The following is a 22,730-nucleotide window of genomic DNA, read 5'->3' as shown; positions in this document are numbered from 1 at the left end:
TAAAAATTATTAAAAGAAATTATGTTTTGTTTTTATGTGAAAAATAAGTATTTTTTCCATACCTTTCCGAAAAAATAAACTTTTAATCAGGATCACAGTTTCAGTTGTTTTCCTTTGCTGTAATGTTTCCGTGTTATTAATACCAATGCTTAATCATTTTCTCCCGTCATTTTTGCTTATCACTTTTTGCCCAACATACTGATTATTCAAGCCCATAAGCGCCGTGTAGTGCAGTAGTCGGGATTAAGAATGACACTAAAAATTAGTCTATTTAAGGTATTGGAGACATGAAACATTATGCAATCGCTATTACAGCTTATCCATCGACATAAATCGGGTGAATCAGTCGGCATTTACTCTATTTGCTCCGCTCATCCCTGGGTACTGGAAAGTGCACTCCGGTTCGCTAAAGAACGGGGAACTCACGTATTGATTGAAGCCACATCCAATCAGGTTAACCAGTTCGGTGGCTATACCGGAATGAAGCCCGCTGATTTTCGTAATAGAGTCTGGGATATCGCAGATTCAGTCGGTTTTCCGAGAGAAAAAATATGGTTGGGAGGCGATCATCTGGGGCCTAACGCCTGGCAGGATCAACCTGCTGAAGAAGCGATGACACTTGCAGAAACCCTTATTTATGATTACGTCGCTGCTGGCTTTCGTAAAATTCATCTCGATTGCTCCATGTCCTGCGCCGATGACCCTGTTCCATTGACTGATGACATTGTGGCTCAACGGGCAGCTCGTCTTTGTCTGGCTGCCGAACAAAGCTGGCAGAACAATGGGGGTGAAAAACCGGTTTATGTGATTGGCACAGAAGTTCCTGTACCGGGAGGAACGACGGAAGACGTTGTGGATGAAATGCAGGTGACCACCCCTGTTTCTGCGGCATCTACACTGAAAATTCATCGGGCAGAATGGGTGAAAGCACATCTGGCACACGTTTGGCCGCGAGTCATTGCATTGGTTGTGCAGCCGGGTGTTGAGTTCGGTAATCACCAAATTGAACATTATCAACCGGAAAAAGCGTATTCACTCAGTCAGTATATCGCGACACAATCGAATATTGTTTATGAAGCTCATTCAACGGATTACCAGACGCCACAAACTTATCGCAATCTGGTTCGTGATCACTTTGCCATTCTGAAAGTGGGACCGGCACTGACCTTTGCCTTGCGGGAAGGGCTGTTTGCCCTTGATAAGCTGGATCGCGAATGGAATGGAGAATCAGAGGCTGTTCACTTACGTGAAACTCTGGAGCAGGTGATGTGCAATCAGCCGGAATATTGGCGTTCGTACTATAAAGGCAATGCTCATGAACAGTATCTTGATCGCCAATATAGTTTGAGTGATCGCATCCGCTACTACTGGGCCAATTCTGCAGTTGAATCTGCTGTCGAAAAGTTGCTCTCTAACTTGCGGCGCAGGCCTCTCCCTCTTTCCATGATAAGCCAGTACCTGCCTGAACAGGCTAAAGCCATTAATGCTGGCAGTCTTGCCTATGATGATCCCAAAGTATGGGTTATGGATAAAATCCGACAGGTACTGAAGGATTACGCAGAGGCTTGTGAAGCTGGAGGGACTGCATTATGACGGATTTTTTCCCTCATTCAACTCAGTGGTTGACTGAACATCAGGCACATCATACAGCGGAAGAGATCCAGCATCAGCCCAGATTGTGGCGTACTCTGTATCATGAACTACAACACAGCCAGCCATTCTGGCAACCTTTTCTCCGGCAGTTGCTCATAAAGCCGGATTTACAGATTATTTTGTGTGGAGCGGGGTCTTCGGCTTTTGTGGGGAAGGCGATTGCTCCCTATCTGCGTGAAATTTGGTGGTCTGGTGCGAAATTCGATGACGGAAATAAATGCGGGCCTGATATTCAGGCCGTTGCCTCCACTGATATTGTCCCTGCTCCCCTGCAATATCTGGATACGAATAAACCCACTTTACTGGTTTCTTATGCCCGTTCTGGTAACAGTCCTGAAAGTATTGCTGTCATTCAACTGGCTGATTCTCTCCTGGCTGATTGTCACCATCTGATCCTGACTTGTAACCCGGAAGGGGAACTGGCTCGTTATGCAGAGAACAAAAAGCATGTTTGTTCGTTAATTATGCCGGAAGGGGCCAACGATCGTAGCTTTGCCATGACTTCAAGTTTCAGTTGTATGGCAATGGCAACGCTGTTACTTCTGGGTGAGCGGACTTTTGATATGACAAAGCAAAAAGACGCTCTGGAAAGAGTAGCCGCGCTGTGTGAAACACAGGCACCTGGCTGGCAACCGCTGATCCAGCGAATTATCGGGCTGGGATTCAAGCGAATGATTGCGCTGGGCACTGCCGGTTTTGCGGGTATTGCTGAAGAAGGTGCACTCAAGATGCTGGAATTAACCGCAGGCCGGATAGCAACACGTTATGACTCTTGCATGGGGGTACGGCACGGGCCGAAGTTTATGATTGATCATGATACGTTAGTGGTTGTTATGCTCTCCGCTGATCCTCATTGCCGCCGTTATGATATCGATTTGCTCAATGAACTCAGGCGCGATGGTCTGGCAAAACAAATCATCGTCCTAACCAGTCAGCCTCATCCTGAATCTCTGGAAATTCCCGCTGATTTACCGGATAGCTGGCTTATTTTCCCATATTTACTTTTTTTTCAGTTACTGGGTTTTGAAACCTCACTGGCGCTTGGCCTTTCTCCCGATAACCCATGCCCGACAGGTGAAGTTAACCGGGTAGTAAAAGGCGTTCAGATTTATCCCTATACCCGATCAGACTATACCTAATCAGAATAGTAAAAGGAGTTCTCATGTCTACCCCAAATATCCTATTAACCCGTATCGATAATCGCTTGATACACGGGCAGGTTGGCGTTACCTGGGCAAATTCTCTGGGTGCCAATCTGGTTGTGGTGGCGAATGACGAAGCAGCAAATGATCTTGTTCAGCAGTCTCTTATGGACATGGTGATGTCTGATGGTGTCCAGACCCGCTATTTTACTCTGCAAAAAACGATTGATGTTATTCATAAGGCTGCTGAGCGGCAGAAAATTTTCATCGTTTGTAAAACACCGCAGGATGTGCTGACGCTTGTAAAAGGTAATGTTCCAATCCATTTTGTAAATATCGGAAATATGCATTTTTCAGAAGGAAAAAAGCAGATCCATAAAACAGTTGCTGTTGATAAAGGGGATATTGAGACTTTTATCGAACTACAAAAAAGGGGTATTCCCTGTGAAATCCGCCGTGTACCGGATGAATCGGGTGAAGATATCGCTAATCTTCTGAACTGAGGAGAGTGAATATGTTTGTTGACGCACTTTTGATCTCAATACTGGCAGGGATTGCAGGGATTGATTTATTCAACGGATTGACACATATCCACCGCCCGGTTGTTATCGGGCCATTGGTCGGACTAATTTTAGGGGATATCCAGACCGGGTTATTAGTTGGTGGCGCGTTAGAACTTGTCTGGATGGGAATGGTTCCTTTGGCGGGAGCCCAACCTCCCAATGTCGTGATTGGCGGGATAATCGGAACGACTTTTGCCATTCTCACACAGGCAGATCCTAAAGTCGCGGTGGGTATTGCAGTGCCTTTTGCTATCGCTGTGCAAGGCTGTATAACACTGCTGTTTACCGTCTACTCACCGATGATGCACAAATGTGATCAGATGGCAAAAAAACGCAACTGGCGTGGAATAGAATGGGTTAATTATTTCGGTCTCATTATCCTGTTCTGTTTCTATTTTATTGTTGCTTTCCTGCCTATCTACTTTGGTGCAGATACTGCCAGAGCCGTTGTACAACAAGCACCAAAATGGCTGCTTGATGGTCTTTCCGTTGCGGGGGGCATGATGCCGGCTATTGGTTTTGCTCTGTTAATGAAAGTCATGATGAAAAAAACCTATGTGGCTTATTTCATTCTGGGTTTTATTTCAGTCACTTTCCTGCAATTGCCGATCATTGCTATCGCGTTGGGTGCACTCGCAATTGCTTTAATCGATTTTTTCAATCGCACTCGTGACGATAATGGGAATACGCAAGGTACATCATCACAGTCAAATTCCGCAGAGGAGATGCAAGATGGCATTTAATAAACTGGATAAGGCAGTGTCTGAAAAAAGTCGCAAGCATGGAAAGGATATCGTTCAGGATGGCAACTCGGCAGATCGTGATGACTATATCGATATGACACCGGCAGAAGATTTAACTAAACGTGAAATCAACGTCATGGCTCTGCGTTCTTTGCTGTTACAGGCTTCTTTCAATTATGAACGTATGCAGGCCGGAGGCTGGCTCTACACGCTCATCCCGTCGTTGCGTAAGATCCACAAAAACCCCGATGATTTGACTAGCTCGATGAAAATGCACATGGAGTTTCTCAATGTCCATCCGTTTGACGTGACTTTCCTGTCCGGTCTGGTGTTGGCGATGGAGCGTAGTAAAGAGAAAATTTCCACTATCCGCGCGGTAAAAGTTGCCCTGATGGGACCATTAGGCGGGATAGGTGACGCACTGTTTTGGTTAACATTACTGCCAATCTGTGCGGGCATCGGAGCGTCATTAGCGTTACAGGGCAGTATTCTGGGACCCATTCTGTTCCTTCTGATGTTCAATATTGTGCATTTTGCGCTGCGTTTTGGTCTGGCGCATTACGGTTATCACACCGGCACCAAAGCGATAACCATGCTGAAAGTTCATACAAAAAACATTTCCCATGCTGCTTCGATTGTCGGTATGACGGTTATTGGCGCGCTTGTTGCTTCTTATGTCCATCTTTCGACACCTTTTGTTATGAAGGCTGGTGAGGCAAAAATCGCATTGCAGACCGACGTCCTCGATAAGCTGATGCCGAATTTGTTGCCTCTCACCTTTACTTTGCTGGTTTATTGGCTGATGAAACGCGGTTTCTCGCCAGTAAAACTTATCGGTATCACAGCCGTATTTGGGGTTGTTGGTAAATTGGTGGGATTTTTATAAGGAAAAAACATGCTGGGTATTGTAATCACAGGACACGGGATGTTTGCCAGTGGTCTGCTACAGGCGGTGGTGCAGATTATTGGTAAACAGTCGTCATGCATTGCCATTGATTTTCCCGATGGTATGACCACAGAGCAACTGTCTCAGGAATTATATATCGCCAGAGAGACGTGTGATTCGGGGAAAGGGGGGATTTTCCTGACTGATTTGTTAGGGGGTTCTCCTTTTCGTCAGGCGGCTCAACTGGCTTTAATCCATCCACAGTGGCAGGTTATTACGGGCACTAATATGCAACTCGCTGTTGAAATGATGATGGTACGTGATGAGGTGGATGCAGTTAAGTTTCGTGATATGGCACTGGAATGTGGGCATCGAGGGCTGACCAGTCTGTGGCACCAGCAGCAGCAACAAGTAAAACAACAGGTATTACCTGATGACAGTGATGGTATCTGAGGAGTCCGTATGTTTTTAATCTCTAACAGTAAAATGTTGAAAAAAGCCCAGCGGGAAGGTTATGCCGTTCCGGCATTCAACGTCCATAATCTGGAAACGGTGCAGGTTGTGGTTGAAACAGCGGCAAAAATGGAGTCTCCGGTCATTCTGGCCGGAACTCCGGGTACCTTCACTTACGCGGGTCTTGAATATATGGTTTCTATCTGCAAAGAAGCGGCTATTATCAATAAACTCCCGCTGGCACTGCATCTTGATCACCATGAAGACATCAATGACATCCGTCACAAAGTGGAAACAGGAATACGTTCAGTTATGATAGATGGCTCTCATTTCCCTTTCGAAAAAAATATATCTACGGTGGCTGAAGTTGTACGTTTATGTCAGCGTTTTGATGCCAGTGTAGAAGCCGAGCTGGGAAGGCTGGGAGGGCAGGAAGATGATTTGACAGTTGACAGTAAAGACAGTTTTTATACCGACCCATTAGCCGCGAAAGAATTTGTTGAACGAACCGGAATAGATTCATTGGCAGTGGCCATTGGCTCTGCTCACGGGCTTTATCACGGAGAACCTCATCTGGACTTCTCACGTCTGGAAGAAATTCATCGTCACGTAGAGGTTCCATTGGTTTTACATGGGGCATCCGGCATACCGGAGGAGATGATCCATAAATCAATTGCACTGGGCATTTGTAAAGTCAATGTCGCAACCGATTTAAAAATTGCTTTTGCTGATGCGGTAAAAGCTTATTTCGCAGAATATCCTGGTGCTAATGATCCGAGAAAATATATCACACCGGGTAAAATTGCAATGCAGAAAGTGGTAGAGAAGAAAATTACTATTTGTGGTAGTGCGGGGAGAGTGTAGGTTTTACATACCTTCCATCTTTTAAATTTCCTCTTTTTGTTAGCTAAGCTAGCTCACCTCAGCCACATCATCATTTATGCTCTTGGAGGTTCTTTCTCTTGCTACTGAGACGAAACTCAAGATTCATTGAGTATATGTTAAGGTCTTGATCGGTGTCACAAAAGTAGTGAAAGCCATAAGCTAGTTACGACTAAATATGATAACTATATGAAAGTACTTTGGTTATCTAAAGGTATTCAAAATGAACAAATGGTTAGCGATCGCAAGCTCAGTGCTTATCCTTTCTGGTTGTAAGGTTGATGTTGAAACGAAAGTGAATACGGATGATCTTACCTCGGTTGAACATAAACTGGTTAAGGGCAACATCGATATTGAAGTCTCATCCTGTAATGATTACGAAGATTCCCGTAAAGAATCAAAGAATGTTATTGAATTAAAAAAGAAAATTCCCACTATTTTTAAAAATGCCGAGTATGTAGAGTGTTATCGTAAGAAATTTGATTCCTATGCACATTTCACTATTCCTGTTGCTGTAGGAGTATCACCAGAAAATGGTCTGAGTCATGATGCAGATGTCTTTATCCTTTCTCACCAAAAAACCTATGCGGGTGCGCTGATCCCCAAAGATGTGCTTGATAGAATCAAAAAGGCACAAAAAGATATGATGGGAAAACTCGATATCAGAATGACTATTATTCTGGAAAGAGGAGCTAAACCCGTACCAACACTGGTTAGCCTTGGTACTTATTTGACAAGCGCGAAAAATAAAGATTACCCGGTTGTTGCAAGTGGAATTAACCTAGCGAAGGAAATGAAATTCAGATTATCAGATGTTTCCAACTCAGCTTTATCTACGGGCGAACTTGTTCCTTTTCTTGTCACGCCTGACTATTTTGATTTCTTACAGGCAGCTAAAAAATAGTTGTTTCTGCACTGAACTAAAATAATCATTACTTCAATAATGAGGCCGCAGGAATGCGGCTTCAGCGTGTTGTCCGAGTAATTTAACATCTCCAGAACTGGCCGTCTGTTATGGTCTTGAGGCTCTGTCTCGTGGGGTTTACTCCGTGGGCTCCATCCATATTGCACCGGAGGAGATGCGGCAAAACCGGCCTAATTAAAATAGATAAGTCGGTAATTCCTGTAAGCTAATTAAATCACTAAGATTTTACTGTCCATTCCGCAATAGTTACAATAACATCCAAAGATGTGTCCTGTTTGATATGTGTAGTCGTTCTTTCTGCAGTGTGATTTTTTGGAATTGCTGCTATTTATGAACTCTTCTACTCTGTTGGGCAAAAGTAAGTGCATCAATGTGTATTTTTAATAACAAGGAACGGTTTACCGTGGAAGAAACATTTTTACGTGGTGATAAGCTCGAAAGTTATTTACCAATGGGGGAGAATGGTCAGGCCGTCCACCTTTCGGCACTACAACTACGTGAAACTTTACGTTTGCGGCAGCTTTCTGAAGTAGCTAACTCTCTGGCTATTCCGCAAGTTAATGAACAAGGTGATCGTATTGATTGGTACGCGAGCTTTTCCGGTAATGTTGTTCCTTGGGCGGCTGCAACGGATGATGAACGTCAAGCTGCATTGAAACAACTGGAAGCTAATAAAGTGGCAATCGAGCAACTCAGTGCTCAAATGTTAAGTCAAAAGACGCATGAAATGCGTCTTTTTGGGGCCTTGTTGAGTAAGACGATACAATTTCCTGATAAGGATCATGTATATTTGGTCGATGGTAAACCTGTATTGACTTTTTGGGGATTTGTCAATGCTCAGCAACAGGCTCGCCCTAATCCTTTTGATTGCCTAAAATTAAACCGTCCTGCTCCCTCTAATACTGGAAAATCTACTGATATCCCGCCAGTTCCTACAACACTCACTAAGCCATCTGTAAAAATAGAAGAAGTAATTTCAATATCCCGTTCAGCGGGAAAACAGACTCGGCGTTGGGTAATACCACGTTGGTTGTGGTGGGTGTTACCCATTTTATTGCTTTTTATCTTACTTATGTTACTGCGCGGCTGTGTACCCAATTGGTATTTTTGGGGAGTATCACCTTCCACTCATCTTGTTTCTGAACTTCCAATGCAGGAAGAGAAAAATTTGCAAGATGGAAAAAGAATATTATTACCACCAGAAATAGCTGTTTCTCCGCCAGAGACAAATACTATCGACTCAATGAATCCAACTTTCCCTACACAGTCAAATGTACCTACTACACCGACTGTAGGCATGAATTCTACATCTGGTAAGGTATCAATACCTTCACCTTTATCAACAGCCGCTAATATTCCCCCTGTATTGTTAACAGTTCCATCTGTTGATGCACTAGTGATCCCTGATAATGCTGTACAAAAAGGAACCGTTGATTTTCTCAATGGACGTTGGTACGCGGGAGCAGGAATTCAGGATATCCGAACGGGTAAACCCCTAAGATTGATGTATCAAGTTACTGATGGCAAAGGATTTGTTGAAATGGTTCGTGGAGATGGTATTCGTTGCCAAGCACCTGTCACAGCGGCTATGGAATCCGGTAGCTTAAAATTGGATAACCATGATGAAGCAAAGTGCAGCGATGGTTCAACTTATACTATGCCTGAAGTTATCTGTCAGTCAGATAGTCAAGGTGTAACGGCGTGCACAGGACGCTATAACGAAAAAACTTTATTTCCTATGTCGATAAAGCGAGAGGCAGATTAACGACATGCTGGCAACTATTACTGATTTTAAAGAAAAAGTTACCCTGATTCGTGACAGCGGTATCCAGTTTCTGGATTTTGCTTTTGCACTTCCTAACCGCAAAATCTACGGCGAATTCTTGCTGGGAGGAGAAAATAATCCGCTTATTCGTCTGGTGTACAATGAACGGGAAGATACTTTTCAGGTTCCTGCCTCATCAGGTTCTGCTGCATTTTCAGCAGAACCTGATTACCCATTGGCATTGGAAAAGTCACTTGAGATTTATAATGATATCTGGTTACCACTGCCATTCTTCCGTTTTAACTCCCCAAAATGTTTTGCTCAGGGGCCAACTAACTGGTCACGAATAAAATTTCATGCACTTGATACACCGGATGAACAAGGAAATACGTGGCGCGTCACTTTGGCTTTTGATACCAAAGTTCTTCCAGACAGAAGGAATACGCAATATCTGGCTCCCTGTGATGATGATGTCCGTTCTGGGGTGGGTTTTGCACTGGCAGAAAATCACCATGAAATGGGAGATTTTCTGTTATTGAGGTGGGTAGATGATTGGTTACGGGAAAGCTATTCCGAGCGTGCGGCTGCATTGTGGCGTTTATATCATGAAGATATTGAGCACAATCTGAATCAGAGGGAACACCAGGGGCATTATCTTAATTTAATTAACGCTCTTAATGTGTTATTGCAAGTTCCTGACATCCAGCTCAATGATGTCAAACTTCAGAATAACCCAATTAATGTTGATTTAGTGCTTGATGTAGGCAACTCACGTAGTTGTGGGATTTTAATTGAAGAACACCGGGATGATAACCAGGGATTATCTCAAAAATATCAATTGCAGTTGCGTGACTTAAGTGAGCCTCAGTATGTTTATACGGAGCCGTTTGACAGTCGGCTTGAATTTGCTCAGGCAGAATTTGGTAAACAGGATTTTTCTGCTAAAAGTGGCCGTAGTGATGCTTTTACCTGGCCAACTATTGGTCGGGTAGGAGAGGAAGCCTTCCGCATGGCATCCCAACGCTTGGGAACAGAAGGGTCAACAGGGCTTTCCAGTCCAAAACGTTATTTGTGGGATGAGGCGCCTTATTCTCCGGGGTGGCGTTTTAGTCGCGCTTTTGTGAAATCGGATCGTGAACCTCAGGCTACAGCGGCACCGATGACTTATATGATCAATGATAAAGGTGAGGCTTTGTATGCGTTAAAACCTTCTGAACGTATGCCTGTGTTTACTCCAGATTATAGCCGCAGCTCCCTGATGACGATGATGTTATCTGAAGTATTGGCTCAAGCGTTGATGCAGATTAACAGCCCGGCACAGCGTTTGAAGATGAGTCATGCCAGTACTCCTCGCCAGCTAAATAACATCATCCTTACCGTACCACCATCTATGCCTAAGCCGGAGCGTGCAATTTTCCAGCAGGCGATGATGCAGGCAATCAGACTGGTCTGGAAGGCATTGGGGTGGGAGGAAATGGATCAGGGAGTGGATGAAAGCGGAAGAGAAGAACAAAACGTTTTGCGTAAACGTATTCTGCCGGAAGTGCATGTAAAATGGGACGAAGCGACTTGCGGTCAGCTGGTTTATCTTTATAACGAAACCCAAAATTACTTTGGTGGCCGAAGTGAGGAGTTTTTTGCTGCAACAATCCGTCCGGATAACCGAGCAGAAACTGGTGATACACGAACATTAAAAATTGCTTCGATTGATATTGGCGGTGGAACAACCGATTTAGTGGTCACCCGCTATACCTTAGATGATGGCAATGGTAGCAATGTACGTATTGTACCGACACAGCTATTTCGTGAAGGTTTTAAAGTTGCCGGTGACGATATTTTATTAGATATCATCCAATTCTATTTACAGCCCGCATTCAAGGCCGCTTTGTTGAATATCGGCTATCAGGATCTAGATGCAGAAGCGGTGATGTCGCGTCTGTTTGGCAGCGAAGCATTGGATGCGGGTAAGCAGGTATTGCGTCAGCAACTGACATTGCAGATATTTTCACCTATAGCACTGGCTATTCTGCATCGCTATGAGAAATTTACCCCAGGCTCCAGTGAGCAGGTTATTAGTGCAACATTTGGTGAGTTACTCCCCCATCTGCCTACAGATAAGGTATGTAGCTATGTGGATGATGAAATTAAACGTTGTTTACCGATAGGGAACAATAACTCGTTTTCAATACTTGATGTGCCGTTGAATATCAGTTTGACGAAGCTTCATAATGAGTTTATTGATGCCTACAATATTCGTTTCAATATTTGTCATAGCCTGCGAGCGTTGTGTGAAGTGCTTTGGTATTACAATTGCGATATGTTGTTATTAACCGGGCGTCCCTCTCGTTTACCCGGAATTCAGGCACTAATCCGTCAGCTACAGCCAGTTCCTCCTGCCCGTATCCTCCCTTTACATGGTTATGAAACTGGGGGGTGGTATCCGTTCAATAAGAAAGGTCTGATTGAAGATCCTAAATCCACTGCGGCGGTGGGCGCAATGTTGTGTCTTCTGGCGGAAAAATCACGTCTGAGTAATTTTTACTTCCGTACTGCCAATTTTAAGCCTTATTCAACAATCCGTTATCTGGGAATGCTTGACAGTAACAACTTGTTGAAAGACAGCAACGTGTTTTATAGAAACATTGATTTAGACACATCAGGATTCCAATTGGATAATCACCAATACTTTGAAGTACGTGGTGAAATGCGAATCGGTTTTCGCCAGCTTGATAACGAACGTTGGCCTGCGACGCCACTGTATACTTTAAAAATTCCGGGGGCACGTTTAGCGACGGCTTTATCTGGTGATGCAGTATTGAGGCTGAAGCTGGAAGTAGAAGAGGGACGTGGGCCAGATGCAGAAGCTAATGGCAGCCCTGAAAAATTCCGTATCAGTGAAATAGATATTGTTGGTTCTGAACAAAATCCTCGTAAGCAGGATATTAGTTTTAAATTGAATACATTAGCCGGCAATGGACTGGGTGAAATTCATTATTGGCTCGACAGTGGAAATATTAAAATCTAATGAATCATTTTACTCCTGAACAGTTAAAAAGAGAGTGGCTTAGTGTTGCGGAAGGTGCAAATCAGGCGATTGAATGGATTGACGATGTTCGTGAAAATGCACCACGTCTCAATACTGAAGCAGAACGATTAAAGCTGAAATTACGCCGTAGCCGGAATACAGCACAAAGGCTGGCAACGGCAGCTATGCGTCCCATGACCATCGGTTTTTTTGGCCTTTCTCAAGCGGGGAAATCCTATCTGATTTCTTCATTAGCCGCTGGGGATAATGGGCGGTTAGAGACCCAAATGGGGCAGCACCAACTGGATTTTATCGAGCATATTAATCCACCAGGTGGTGGCAAAGAGGCAACAGGATTAGTGACACGCTTTAGCCGTCAATCACATTCGTCCAATCCAGACTGGCCGATTGAATTGCTGCTATTTAATGAAGTGGAAATCGCTAAGATCTTCGCGAATACGTTCATTCATGATTTCAATCAGGAAAAGATTGACTGGAGTTATGATGAAAAACGTATAGGTGATTTACTTACCTCACTAAATAACCGCCGTCAGGCACGGAAAGTATCAGGTTTAACGGAAGATGATGTGGTCTCGCTGTGGGACTATCTGATTCGTCATGCGGAAAAAAGCCAGAGTAAAATGGCATTGCAATACTGGCCTGCAGCGGTGGATCTCGCACCGTGGTTATCGATTGATGACCGAGCGCAGCTGTTCAGTGAATTATGGGGGAATATCGGTGAATTCACAGAGGCTTATCGTCGCTTTGCGCATACATTACAGCGTCTGGGAGGGGCTAGTGTCGTCAGAGCACCACTTAATGTCTTAGTAATTGAGCAAAATGGCCGATTAGTACAGAGCAACAGCATTATGAATGTCGATATGCTGGAACGCCTTAACAAAAGTAATGACTTACAGGTAGAGGTATGTCCTGAGCTCGAAAATGGGCTATCTGCACCTGTATCTCTTTCTTTGGCTGAACTTACAGCATTGACAGTAGAGCTGCATGTTCCTCTACTTTCGTCTACACAAGAAAGATTATTTGAAGATGTCGATTTATTGGATTTCCCCGGTTACCGTGGGCGTCTGGGAGTGGAATCTACCGCTTATTTTCAGCAAATGGCTGAAAACGATGACAGCAACCCACTGGCACAATTGATACTGCGTGGCAAAGTGGCTTACTTGTTTGAGCGTTATACCGTCAATCAGGAAATGAATGTTTTAGTCGTTTGTACCCCCTCGAATGAACAATCTAACGTGAAAGATGTTGGTGGAGTACTTGACGAGTGGATCCGTTATACCCAAGGAGTGGATGCTGTAAGCCGTTCCCGTCGTCCATCAGGATTAGTTTGGGCAGTCACTAAACTCGATTTACGGATCACCCAAGAGTTGAATAAATCAGAAGATATGTTGCGTGAGGTATGGGGACAGGGTGGAATGGTCAAAATCACCATGACCGAACGTTTCGGCCATTTTCCATGGATGCAAGAATGGCAGCCTGATTGTGCTTTTAACAATACTTTTCTGGTACGTAAACCACGTCAGGCTACACCATTTATTATGATGAAAGAGGGAAATGAAGTTGGACTCAATCAGGAAACTGAGCCAAAACTGTCCTTGATGAAAAAAACCTTTCTGGAAGATAGTGCTATTCAGCGTCATATCGCTTTCCCGGATCAGGCATGGGATGCCATGTTGCAGCTAAATGATGGTGGTATGCGTCGATTGGCAGACTATTTAGCTACTGTCGCCCAGCGTGAAATTAAGTTAGAACGTATTGCTGAACAGTTACATGAAACCCGCCATGAATTGATTGAAGGAAATTTAATCGCGTGGTTTCAGCAGGATAATGCGGAAGAATCCGCCAAAAAAGAGCGTATTGCAGATGATATTCTCAAGGTGTTACAGCGTCGGGTGGGAATGCATGGTGAATTACTGGTGAGTTTGATCCCTCAACGGAAAGCACTACAAGAGCTTTATATGCAGGAAACTCCGTTGGAATTACCTGATGATGATAAGGCAAGCAATGAATCAATCGCGACCTTCGGGATTGGCAGCGATTTTGATCTGTTCAGCGATACATCAGATGAAAGTATATCAGCACTCAGCCATGAACAAATGTTTGCTCAGCAGGTAATTAAGTTATGGGTTAATTACCTGCGTACCGTACCAGAGCAGACGAACGTGACAAATTTTATCGGCCTTCCCCGACCAACAATTGAAACACTGGTGGATGAATTGATCACTGCGATCCAGAGAATGGATATTGAAGGTGAATTGGTAAATGTATTAGCAAATACAGAACAAGCAGGTGTGCGTCGGGAGAAAATGGTGGAACGTCAGGTATCCCGTGTGTTGAACGTCATAAACGATTTCATCACTTGGCTGGGATACCAAAAAATCACGAAAGAAAAACGGCCGGTGAGCAAATATAACAAAGGGCATCCCCTCTTCTCCGGCCCTAATAAACATGATCCGGCATTGTGGAAAGACGATGGACATTTGTACCGTTTGACAAGCGAACCACTGAGCTATAGCGCCATGTTTATCTTTGATTGGTTGATCGGTCTGAAAGAAATGATTAAAGAAAATGTCGGTCACTCTGCCGGACGCGAAATAACGGCGGCTCAAAACGAACGGCTGGGCACCATTATTGAACGTATTCAATTGTCGTCGGAGTAATGTGTTGTGATTAAAACAGAATTGAGACCCTGTGAATCGGCAGAACCCGGATATGCGTCTTTGCATATTGAAGGGTGGCAGGGAATGATTGAAAGCGTCATGGTGTCAATCCAGCGTAATCAGGATCGCTGTTTTTTAAGTGTAGAAGGGCAGTGGATAAACAACGAAGAGTGGATTCGGTTGCCTGAATTACAGGAAAAAGGGGATGATTTAGAAACCCGCATAGGCCCGGTATTGGTCGATGCGCTGCTGGCCGAGCGTCAGGTTGCATATCGCGTGACGGCAGTGGATGCAGCAGGTTTTCGGGAGTTTGGTGGTCTGAAAATTGTTGATGGTGTACTGAGCTCACTGGCAAAAGGAGAGTATGCTGCTACTAGCAATATTAATGAATATGTGCCTCAGTCACCGGAGCCAGCCGTATTGGCTCAAGTAGAAACGCCGATTATTGAAACTGAACCATTGGCGGAGCAGTTTGCTTCGCCGAATCTACAAGAGTCATCTAAGCCTTTGGTAATACAGCCGGATGAACCTGCTAAAACACCATCTCCGCTTCCAGCAAAAAAATCGAATAAATTGCCGTTAATCGCCCTAATTTTGCTTTTGATTGCGATTATTGTTGGTATGTGCTGGTGGTTGCTGAAACCAGAAACCAAATCTGAACCAGCTACCGTTAGTGCATCAGAAAATACACCTTGTGCTACTGAGAATATGGTCAAAGGCAGCGGGCTGGATTTTGTCAAAAGTTGTCTACGGAGTCAGCCTTCCAGTAAACAAGTGCTGGAAGTTATTCAACAGGCAAAAGAAACGAAACAGTGTGATGTAGCACAACGTTTGTATGCTTATAAATCCCAGTCGGGCGATGTGCAAATCGCTCTACGTTATGCACAGGAATATGATCCAGAAACAGCAACAAAGGGCGGCTGTTTTGTTGCCGATGCGCAAACGGCAATTTATTGGTATGAGGTGCTGATTAATCAAGATCCACAAAACAAAGAGGCCAGAGCACGTTTGGCGATACTGAAAAAATAGGAAAGGATGATGAAACCTCTTAACAGGATAATGGCGGGTATTATGGCATCTGCCTTGGGGCTAATGATATCACCCGTGCTGGCAGCACAAAAACCTCTTTTACAGGAAGGAAAGCAAACTCTCTACCAACGAGTACTGACTTATCCGGGTTGTGAGCTGTCGGAAAAAATCACCGAAAAAGGAACAGTGCAACCTGCTTTCAGCCGTTTCTACGTTTATCAGCGTCAAAAGCAGGGTAATGAAGAATGGTTAAAAGTTGGGCCTGATAGTTACGGTAATACTCAGGGGTGGATGAAGGCCAACTGTACCGTAGAGTGGAAGATGCAGTTGACTCTGGCTTTCACCAATCCTTCTGGTCGTAATCCTATGCTGTTTTTCCGTAATAAGGCGGATGTAGAAAATATTCTGAATAACGCGACGCCAGCGACGCAATTACAGCCATTATTGAAAAAATTGCAAACCGGTGCGTCTGTACCTTCGGTACTCGCGCGTGAACCTGATTACATGATCGATCAGCAAAAAAACTTTTATCTATTACCAGTGTTGGATTCTGATGACATTTTTACAGATTTGGGCTATCAGGTGCGCGTGCTTAATGTTGCCTCGGTAAGTGAAGCTGGGGGGAAAACGAATTCTGCCAATGCGTTCAAAAATAAGGATACAAGTATTACCCCTGATGAAGAGAAAAATATGATCAAGGGGTTCTCGGCATCGGTGGTATTTGTGATTGATTCTACCATCTCAATGGGGCCTTATATTGAGCGCACGAAGCAGGCTATTGAAAAAATTTACCAGCGTATTGAAAAGGAAAATCTGCTGGGGCAAGTTAAATTTGGTCTTGTCGCTTACCGTTCAAATATTGCTGCGGTGCCGGGATTAGAATATGACACCAAAATGTATGTTGATCCTAATACAGTCAAAGATGGTCAGGATTTTTTGACTAAAGTGCGTGATCTGAAACAGGCCAAAGTCTCCAGCAGCAAAGTTAATGAAGATGCATATGCCGGTATTATGACAGCGTTGGACAAAGTGGATTGGACTAAATTTGGGGCGCGTTATGTGATCTTAGTGACAGATGCCGGAGCGTTGGATGGGGATGATCAGCTGTCCTCTACCCGGCTGGATGCGACTCAGGTTCGTTTGGAAGCCACTTACCGTGGAGTAGCACTGTATACACTTCACCTGAAAACACCATTAGGGCGTAAAAACCACGCTTTTGCGGAGAATCAGTACCGAGAGATGACTCTCAACGCTTTCCTGCATAAACCGCTTTATTATCCGATTGATTCTGGTGATGTGAACAATTTTGGTACGATAGTTGATAATCTTGCTAGTGCTATTACCGGGCAGATTAAAACGGCTTGGAGTGGTGAGGAGACAGTAGGTAGCGCCCTTGGTGCCAATGAATCCTATTTTGGTAAAAATGAGGTATTAACCAAAGGAGCCCTTCTACAGGATACTGCCCAGTTGGGACATGCGATGCGGTTGGCCTACCTCGGGAATAAGCAGGGTACACATGCACCATCTGTTTTTAAATCTTGGATAAGTGATCGTGATCTTGTGAACCAAAATATTCCAGCAACCGAAGTGAAGGTTTTACTGACAAAGAGCGAATTGAGTGATCTAAGTGAAGTAATGAAGAAGATTGTTAATTCGGCCAATGAGGGTTTAATTTCGCCGGATGATATGTTTGCCAGCCTGCGTTCATTAGCTGCGACGATGGGGAACGATCCTAAACAGGCGAAAAGTAAACAGGCTACCAAGTTGAGTGAAATGGGACTGTTGGGTGAATACATTGAAGGGTTACCTTACCTCAGTGAAGTGTTGAGTCTGGATGAAGAAACCTGGAAAAGTTGGGATGGATTAGAACAAGAGCGTTTTATCCGCCGTCTCAACATCAAGCTCAACTATTATCAGCGTTATAACGAAGATGTTGACCGCTGGATTTCGTTAGCACCTGGCAGTGACCCACGTGATAACGTTTATCCCGTTCCATTGGAAAACCTTCCATGATGTTGCGCATTGAAGCAATGCAAGTACAGCGAGGATCAGCAGAACAGGGTCTAACTGTCAGCCTGCCTTCGCTATCGCTTAGTGCGGGAGAAGTGGCTGCATTAACGGGGCCGAGTGGCTGTGGAAAGAGCACATTATTGGAAATGATCGGCGGGATATTACAACCGGATAATTTGAGTTGCTATCAATTGGGTAATCCGCCCGAAGATATTGCGGTACCGTTACTGACGGGAGATGAAAAACAGCTTGCTCAAGTGCGTGCCAAAGATCTTGGTTTTGTACTGCAACACGGCGGCCTGCTTCCCTGGCTTTCAGTCGCGCAAAATATTCAATTACCCCGTCAAATTGCTGGTCTTACAGTTGACTCTGAGTGGCTGGAGACTGCAATTTCTCGTTTAGATATTGAAGGATTAATGAAAAAGATGCCTTCTCAGCTTTCAATTGGTGAGCGTCAGCGCGTGGCTTTTGCCCGAGCAATTGCCCATCAGCCACGGCTATTATTGGCTGATGAGCCAACGGCGGCATTAGATCCCTACAATGCTGAGGTACTTTTTAATTTGATTGTTGAAATGGTGAAGTCATTAAATTTGGTCTCCATTATTGTTAGCCATGATTGGCAGCGAGTCACGGATTTTGGCCTTAAACGTTATTACGCTAAAGTGGATGGAAAACAAAGTGTCTTCACAGCCAGTTAATTCTTCTATTATCAGGGGCTCCCGTTGGTTATTGCCTCGCATGGCTCTGGCTGATTTGATTTATGATCGAAAGGTTGCGCTCTGTATCATTTTTTCTCTTATTGCTGTGATCACGCCTTTATTACTGCTTTTTGGACTAAAAAATGGCATCGTTAGCCAGCTCCGTCATACCTTGGTTGATGATCCGCGTACACGGGAAGTTCGTATGCTAGGGAATGGCAGCTATGATCGCAATTGGCTGGAACAGCTGGCTGCTAACCCTGATGTTGGTTTCGTTATCCCATTAACCCGCTCTTTAAATACTCAGGCCGATTTGGTCAGAGATAGCCAGCATTTTGTCAGTAATGTAGAAGTCATCCCTACAGCATCAAACGATCCGCTACTGGTCAATGTTCGACAACCACAAAATGCACAACAGGTTGTGCTCAGTGCTAGTGCGGCAGAACAGTTACAGATAAAAGCGGGTGATAGTCTGAAGCTGGTAGTTACGCGTAAACGAGAAGGGAAACGTGAACGAATCCAGCATCAATTAACCGTTATTGGTGTAATCGATGGGGCAAAATTCTCTCGTCCGGCTGCTTTTGTCTCGCTTCCTCTGTTAGTGGCAATGGAGGATTACCGTGATGGCTATCAGGTTGCGTTATTTCATGTGGGAGAAGGTATCGCTCCCCGAGAACGTACTACGTTTGCTAAAGCACGTCTATATGCCAGCAGTATAGATAGTGTATCTGAGCTGGCTGGCTGGCTACAGCGGCAGAATATCGACACGGTAACACAACAGGCGCAGATTGAATCAGTGCGTGCTATCGATCAGGTACTTGGCTTGATATTTACTGTGATTGCCTGGATCTCTGCGGCAGGTGGGATTGCCTCGTTAGTGGGTGCTTTTATGGCCAATATTGATCGCAAAAGGAAAGACATGGCAGTGCTCAGGTTATTAGGTATCCGTCGGCATGCAGTAGTGTGGTTTATCTTGACCCAGGCATTAATTTTGACAGGAAGTGCTTGGGGAGTAGGGTTGTTGCTCTATTTTGTTGCCAGTCAGTTGTTTAATAGTGTGTTAGGGGCTTCATTACCGGAAACGGCATTTGTATGTCATTTGGGAGCATTACATGTGCTAATCGCCTTATTGAGTGTATTAGCTGTAGCACTGGGAGTTGCGACGGTAGGTGCCTTACGTGCTTTAAAAATTGAACCTGCGGAGAGTTTACGTGAAATTTAACCATTACCTGAGCATAGCATTGGTAGGGAGCGTGCTTGGTATATTGCCACTCTCTGCCAGCGCTGTCTGGGAAGACAAATTCTACAATCCTAAGCCATTGGCTGATGATGTGATATTACCAATGCCTTGTGGTGGTGCGATGGTATTTCGTAAAATTTCCATTCCTCTCAGCCAACCGTTACAGGATTACAACATCACCCTCGGAGGAGGAGAAAATGATGAATGGGGATATCTGGAGCAGGCGAGGGCGGAATATATTGCGGGTAGTTTTGCTGAAGGAAAATCGGGGAAAGGGCGCTATTTTTTAATGGCGAAGTATGAATTGACCGATTTACAATATCAAGCTCTTAGCGGTACTTGTCCGACGCCAAATATGAGACTCCGCTTGCCAAAAGTGAACATTGGTTGGATCGATGCCATGAATCTGGCAAACCAATATAACCTTTGGTTACTGAAGAACCAGCCTGAGTCTCTGCCTAATGAAGATGGAAAACCGGGTTTTCTCCGTCTACCAACAGAAACCGAGTGGGAATTTGCCGCCCGTGGTGGCTTGGCTGTTTCCACATCTGAATTTCGTGACCAACATTTTCCTATGCCTGAGGGGATCACCCATTATGCATGGTTTTCTGGCGCTCAGTCAGCCAATGGCAAACTTCAATTGACAGGCTTGCTCAAACCTAATCCATTGGGGCTGCATGATATGTTGGGTAATACAGATGAGATGATGTTTGAACCTTTTCGTTTAAACAAATTGGATCGACAACATGGTCAGGCGGGGGGATATATTGTCAGGGGCGGTAGTTTTCTGACACCGGAAAGTGACATACGCAGTTCACTACGTGGTGAAGAGCCTTATTATACAGTTCAAGGTGAGAATAAAAACAAAGCGATAGGATTTCGTCTGGTTCTAGTTTCTCCGACACTGACTTCTCGTGATCGCATTAAAGAAATTGCTAAAGAGTGGAAAACCTTAGGTGTTGAAGAACATCAAAATAAAGGGAAAAAATCGACAGATTCAATTGATTATTTGGGGAGTATTTCATCCAAGATCCAAGATGCCTCGCTGAAAAAGCAATTAGCGCAATTACGTGCCGATTTGCGTGCCAATGCACAATTACGTGATGAACAACGTGATCAGGCAATACGTACTTCCTTGCAACTTGGCGCATTTTTATGCACAAAATTGAAGGATGATGGTGATTTTTATGATCGATTAGTCGGACTGTATGGGAAAACTTGTAAATCAGGCAGCGAACTGGATGCAAATTGTTCTCGTCGCCAAACGCAGTTGGAGCAACATAAAAAGGCACTAAATTTTATTGTAAATTATTATGCTGACACCTTGGTTGATATGGGCATAACGTATAATGCAGCACTTATTGCACCGCAACTCCGAGTCGTTCAGCAAGAAATGTCTGCTCGTGGTAAAACCAATCTAAATAGTTATCTCAATACGTATTGGCAGAATCTTCAGGGATATTGGAGGGATGGTAGAGTTGCTCGGGATAGTTGGTTGGAGATGTGTAAGAAAAATAAATAAACTGCCGTCGAATATAAATGATAATGAGCACTTTTATTTAGAAAGGACATATTAACCTATGGTTTTAAAATATATACGTTTGATGATTTCTTTTTGCCTGATTTTTATTTTGGTTGCCTGCCAGACACAAAGTGGGCCTTCTGCACAAACAGGAACAGTAGATTCTCGTTTAACTAAGAACGAAGACGTCGAATTTTTTAATAAGTCTGGTTTGCAGTCTTGCTTGGCTGGAGCAGCAGCAGGGGCAATCGCTTGTATGCTCAGTGATGTGAATCATAAAGCGATATGTATTGCAGCGGCAGCAATTGTGGGGTGTGGAGTAGGAGTGGGAGCGAATGCTTATCTGGATAGCCAGCGTAAAAAATATTCCAGCAGAGAGCAATTATTAGCGGCTGCAATTAAGGATATTGAAGCAGAAAATGAGCGGATTAAGAACGCTACTGTCGTGGTCAAAGAGGTGATTCAGGCTGATAAACGTACTCTGGCTAGTATTAATAAAGATATTGCTGCAAAAACCGTGAAAAAAGCGCAGATGCAGAAACAGTTGAAAGGGCTTGATGCTAATATTGCCTACCTGCGTAATACCATTAAAGAGATGAAAGAGCATGAAAAACAGTGGGCTGATGTCTCTGTTCAGATGGTAAAAGATGGCGCTAAAACGAAAAATTTAAATAAGCAGATTGCTCAAATGCGTAAAAATATTGGCATGTTACAGCAGGAACTCGACAGCCTTTATGAACAACGTACCGCAATTAAAGTAAGCTGATAGGAATTATTATGAGAGTATTGATGATATTGTTAATGAATGTGGTACTGGTAGGTTGTGTTACAAATGCACAAGAATGTGATCCCACGAAAGGAGATATGAGTATTATTGCAAAGTTCAACTGTAATTACTCTGGAACATGGGATCAGAGAGTTGCTGAGAAAGAAAAAGTATTACAGCATGAAAAGATATTAAATAAAGAATTTAAAGCAGCTTATGAAGCTCTTGAACAAGAAAGAAAAACAGCGCGGGCAACTTTGGAGAGTAAAAGACGTACTCAGGCTGTTTTGCAGAAGTCATTGAGTAACCTAGTTAACCAACTGAAAATCAAAGCAGCAGGGAAAGCTCAAATGGAAAAACAGGTTGCTGATCTGGAAAAACGGATACGTGAATCACAACAACGTCCAGCTCAGTCGGAAATGCAAAAGCAGATGGAGCTACAGCAGTTGCAAAACCAGCTTCATGAGCTTCAAGATAGCTTGATGGCATCATAAAAATGAATCCCCGGGATCATAAAGCACATTATGTGACCGGGGTGAATAAGCTTGAGTGCAAAATAGCAACTTAAATGGTCTGATTGACATCAAAAATAGAACTCGTTTTTAATAAAAACCCGGCTATAGGGTATTACTTGAATATTTATTATTGCCAATAAATTGGTGTCATGACCCACTCTTTCGATGAGTGATATTATTTGGATTTTAATTAAATAAAATTAAAAATCATTTTTTATTGTTAATATAATAT

18 protein-coding genes are annotated in these 22,730 nt (G+C 43.9%); all 18 read left to right on the top strand.

From position 1 onward, the window contains the following. The first annotated feature begins 297 nt into the window (after nucleotides 1-297). The gene (locus AACX68_RS12745) at nucleotides 298-1,593 is read left to right on the top strand and encodes a D-tagatose-bisphosphate aldolase, class II, non-catalytic subunit (protein WP_228859398.1); all 1,296 of its coding nucleotides are present in this window, start codon (nucleotides 298-300) and stop codon (nucleotides 1,591-1,593) included. Continuing rightward, entirely contained in the window at nucleotides 1,590-2,792 is a 1,203-nt protein-coding gene (locus AACX68_RS12740) for an SIS domain-containing protein (RefSeq protein ID WP_228859397.1), read from the top strand. Before AACX68_RS12745 ends, AACX68_RS12740 begins: the two co-directional genes overlap by 4 nt. Before the next feature lie 23 nt (nucleotides 2,793-2,815). Next, complete coding sequence (agaV, locus tag AACX68_RS12735) at nucleotides 2,816-3,298, top strand: PTS N-acetylgalactosamine transporter subunit IIB (protein WP_228859396.1); 483 nt, start codon at nucleotides 2,816-2,818, stop codon at nucleotides 3,296-3,298. Nucleotides 3,299-3,309: 11 nt separating this feature from the next. Further along, nucleotides 3,310-4,101, top strand: coding sequence for a PTS N-acetylgalactosamine transporter subunit IIC (agaW, locus tag AACX68_RS12730; RefSeq protein ID WP_228859395.1), 792 nt, complete (start codon nucleotides 3,310-3,312; stop codon nucleotides 4,099-4,101). Then, complete coding sequence (locus AACX68_RS12725; protein WP_228859394.1) at nucleotides 4,091-4,987, top strand: PTS system mannose/fructose/sorbose family transporter subunit IID; 897 nt, start codon at nucleotides 4,091-4,093, stop codon at nucleotides 4,985-4,987. Before agaW ends, AACX68_RS12725 begins: the two co-directional genes overlap by 11 nt. 9 nt (nucleotides 4,988-4,996) lie before the next feature. Continuing rightward, complete coding sequence (gene agaF / locus AACX68_RS12720; RefSeq protein WP_228859393.1) at nucleotides 4,997-5,440, top strand: PTS galactosamine/N-acetylgalactosamine transporter subunit IIA; 444 nt, start codon at nucleotides 4,997-4,999, stop codon at nucleotides 5,438-5,440. 9 nt (nucleotides 5,441-5,449) lie between these two features. Continuing rightward, a complete protein-coding gene (locus AACX68_RS12715) occupies nucleotides 5,450-6,304 on the top strand; it encodes a tagatose bisphosphate family class II aldolase (RefSeq protein WP_228859392.1) in 855 nt (284 codons plus the stop codon). Nucleotides 6,305-6,545: 241 nt separating this feature from the next. Then, nucleotides 6,546-7,226, top strand: coding sequence for a DUF7424 family protein (locus AACX68_RS12710; protein WP_228859391.1), 681 nt, complete (start codon nucleotides 6,546-6,548; stop codon nucleotides 7,224-7,226). A 424-nt stretch (nucleotides 7,227-7,650) separates the two neighbouring features. Beyond that, nucleotides 7,651-9,012 carry an SrfA family protein gene (locus AACX68_RS12705; RefSeq protein ID WP_228859390.1) on the top strand — a complete coding sequence of 454 codons (1,362 nt, stop codon included), beginning with the start codon at nucleotides 7,651-7,653 and terminating at the stop codon, nucleotides 9,010-9,012. Nucleotides 9,013-9,016: 4 nt separating this feature from the next. Then, nucleotides 9,017-12,037, top strand: a complete 3,021-nt coding sequence (locus AACX68_RS12700) for a virulence factor SrfB (protein WP_228859389.1) — start codon at nucleotides 9,017-9,019, stop codon at nucleotides 12,035-12,037. After that, complete coding sequence (locus AACX68_RS12695) at nucleotides 12,037-14,718, top strand: putative virulence factor (protein WP_228859388.1); 2,682 nt, start codon at nucleotides 12,037-12,039, stop codon at nucleotides 14,716-14,718. Before AACX68_RS12700 ends, AACX68_RS12695 begins: the two co-directional genes overlap by 1 nt. A gap of 6 nt (nucleotides 14,719-14,724) precedes the next feature. Beyond that, nucleotides 14,725-15,747, top strand: coding sequence for a hypothetical protein (locus AACX68_RS12690; RefSeq protein ID WP_228859387.1), 1,023 nt, complete (start codon nucleotides 14,725-14,727; stop codon nucleotides 15,745-15,747). Between the two features lie 30 nt (nucleotides 15,748-15,777). Further along, nucleotides 15,778-17,760, top strand: coding sequence for a vWA domain-containing protein (locus tag AACX68_RS12685; protein ID WP_370630298.1), 1,983 nt, complete (start codon nucleotides 15,778-15,780; stop codon nucleotides 17,758-17,760). Next, nucleotides 17,757-18,455, top strand: a complete 699-nt coding sequence (locus AACX68_RS12680; protein WP_228859385.1) for an ABC transporter ATP-binding protein — start codon at nucleotides 17,757-17,759, stop codon at nucleotides 18,453-18,455. Before AACX68_RS12685 ends, AACX68_RS12680 begins: the two co-directional genes overlap by 4 nt. Continuing rightward, on the top strand, nucleotides 18,436-19,677 hold the full coding sequence (locus AACX68_RS12675) for an ABC transporter permease (RefSeq protein WP_228859384.1): 1,242 nt from the start codon (nucleotides 18,436-18,438) through the stop codon (nucleotides 19,675-19,677). Before AACX68_RS12680 ends, AACX68_RS12675 begins: the two co-directional genes overlap by 20 nt. Then, entirely contained in the window at nucleotides 19,667-21,217 is a 1,551-nt protein-coding gene (locus tag AACX68_RS12670) for an SUMF1/EgtB/PvdO family nonheme iron enzyme (protein ID WP_228859383.1), read from the top strand. Before AACX68_RS12675 ends, AACX68_RS12670 begins: the two co-directional genes overlap by 11 nt. A 58-nt stretch (nucleotides 21,218-21,275) precedes the next feature. Beyond that, the gene (locus tag AACX68_RS12665) at nucleotides 21,276-21,983 is read left to right on the top strand and encodes a hypothetical protein (protein ID WP_228859382.1); all 708 of its coding nucleotides are present in this window, start codon (nucleotides 21,276-21,278) and stop codon (nucleotides 21,981-21,983) included. Nucleotides 21,984-21,994: 11 nt separating this feature from the next. Next, nucleotides 21,995-22,477 (top strand): hypothetical protein, encoded by a 483-nt coding sequence (locus AACX68_RS12660; protein ID WP_228859381.1) that lies wholly within the window; start codon nucleotides 21,995-21,997, stop codon nucleotides 22,475-22,477. Nucleotides 22,478-22,730: the final 253 nt, after the last annotated feature.

The sequence above is a fragment of the Xenorhabdus sp. PB61.4 genome (assembly GCF_963894935.1).
In the GTDB taxonomy this organism is placed as follows: Bacteria; Pseudomonadota; Gammaproteobacteria; order Enterobacterales; family Enterobacteriaceae; genus Xenorhabdus; species Xenorhabdus stockiae.
The sequence above is the reverse complement of the archived record's forward strand: the minus strand, read 5'-3'. Positions and strand labels throughout refer to the sequence as shown.

Bases quoted from the DNA above. Each gene is read 5' to 3' on its own strand.
- AACX68_RS12715 (WP_228859392.1), top strand. From the start codon at position 5,450: ATGTTTTTAATCTCTAACAGTAAAATGTTGAAAAAAGCCCAGCGGGAA.
- AACX68_RS12710 (WP_228859391.1), top strand. From the start codon at position 6,546: ATGAACAAATGGTTAGCGATCGCAAGCTCAGTGCTTATCCTTTCTGGT.
- AACX68_RS12665 (WP_228859382.1), top strand. From the start codon at position 21,276: ATGGTTTTAAAATATATACGTTTGATGATTTCTTTTTGCCTGATTTTT.
- AACX68_RS12745 (WP_228859398.1), top strand. From the start codon at position 298: ATGCAATCGCTATTACAGCTTATCCATCGACATAAATCGGGTGAATCA.
- AACX68_RS12685 (WP_370630298.1), top strand. From the start codon at position 15,778: ATGGCGGGTATTATGGCATCTGCCTTGGGGCTAATGATATCACCCGTG.
- agaW (WP_228859395.1), top strand. From the start codon at position 3,310: ATGTTTGTTGACGCACTTTTGATCTCAATACTGGCAGGGATTGCAGGG.
- agaV (WP_228859396.1), top strand. From the start codon at position 2,816: ATGTCTACCCCAAATATCCTATTAACCCGTATCGATAATCGCTTGATA.
- agaF (WP_228859393.1), top strand. From the start codon at position 4,997: ATGCTGGGTATTGTAATCACAGGACACGGGATGTTTGCCAGTGGTCTG.
- AACX68_RS12700 (WP_228859389.1), top strand. From the start codon at position 9,017: ATGCTGGCAACTATTACTGATTTTAAAGAAAAAGTTACCCTGATTCGT.
- AACX68_RS12695 (WP_228859388.1), top strand. From the start codon at position 12,037: ATGAATCATTTTACTCCTGAACAGTTAAAAAGAGAGTGGCTTAGTGTT.
- AACX68_RS12660 (WP_228859381.1), top strand. From the start codon at position 21,995: ATGAGAGTATTGATGATATTGTTAATGAATGTGGTACTGGTAGGTTGT.
- AACX68_RS12740 (WP_228859397.1), top strand. From the start codon at position 1,590: ATGACGGATTTTTTCCCTCATTCAACTCAGTGGTTGACTGAACATCAG.
- AACX68_RS12680 (WP_228859385.1), top strand. From the start codon at position 17,757: ATGATGTTGCGCATTGAAGCAATGCAAGTACAGCGAGGATCAGCAGAA.
- AACX68_RS12725 (WP_228859394.1), top strand. From the start codon at position 4,091: ATGGCATTTAATAAACTGGATAAGGCAGTGTCTGAAAAAAGTCGCAAG.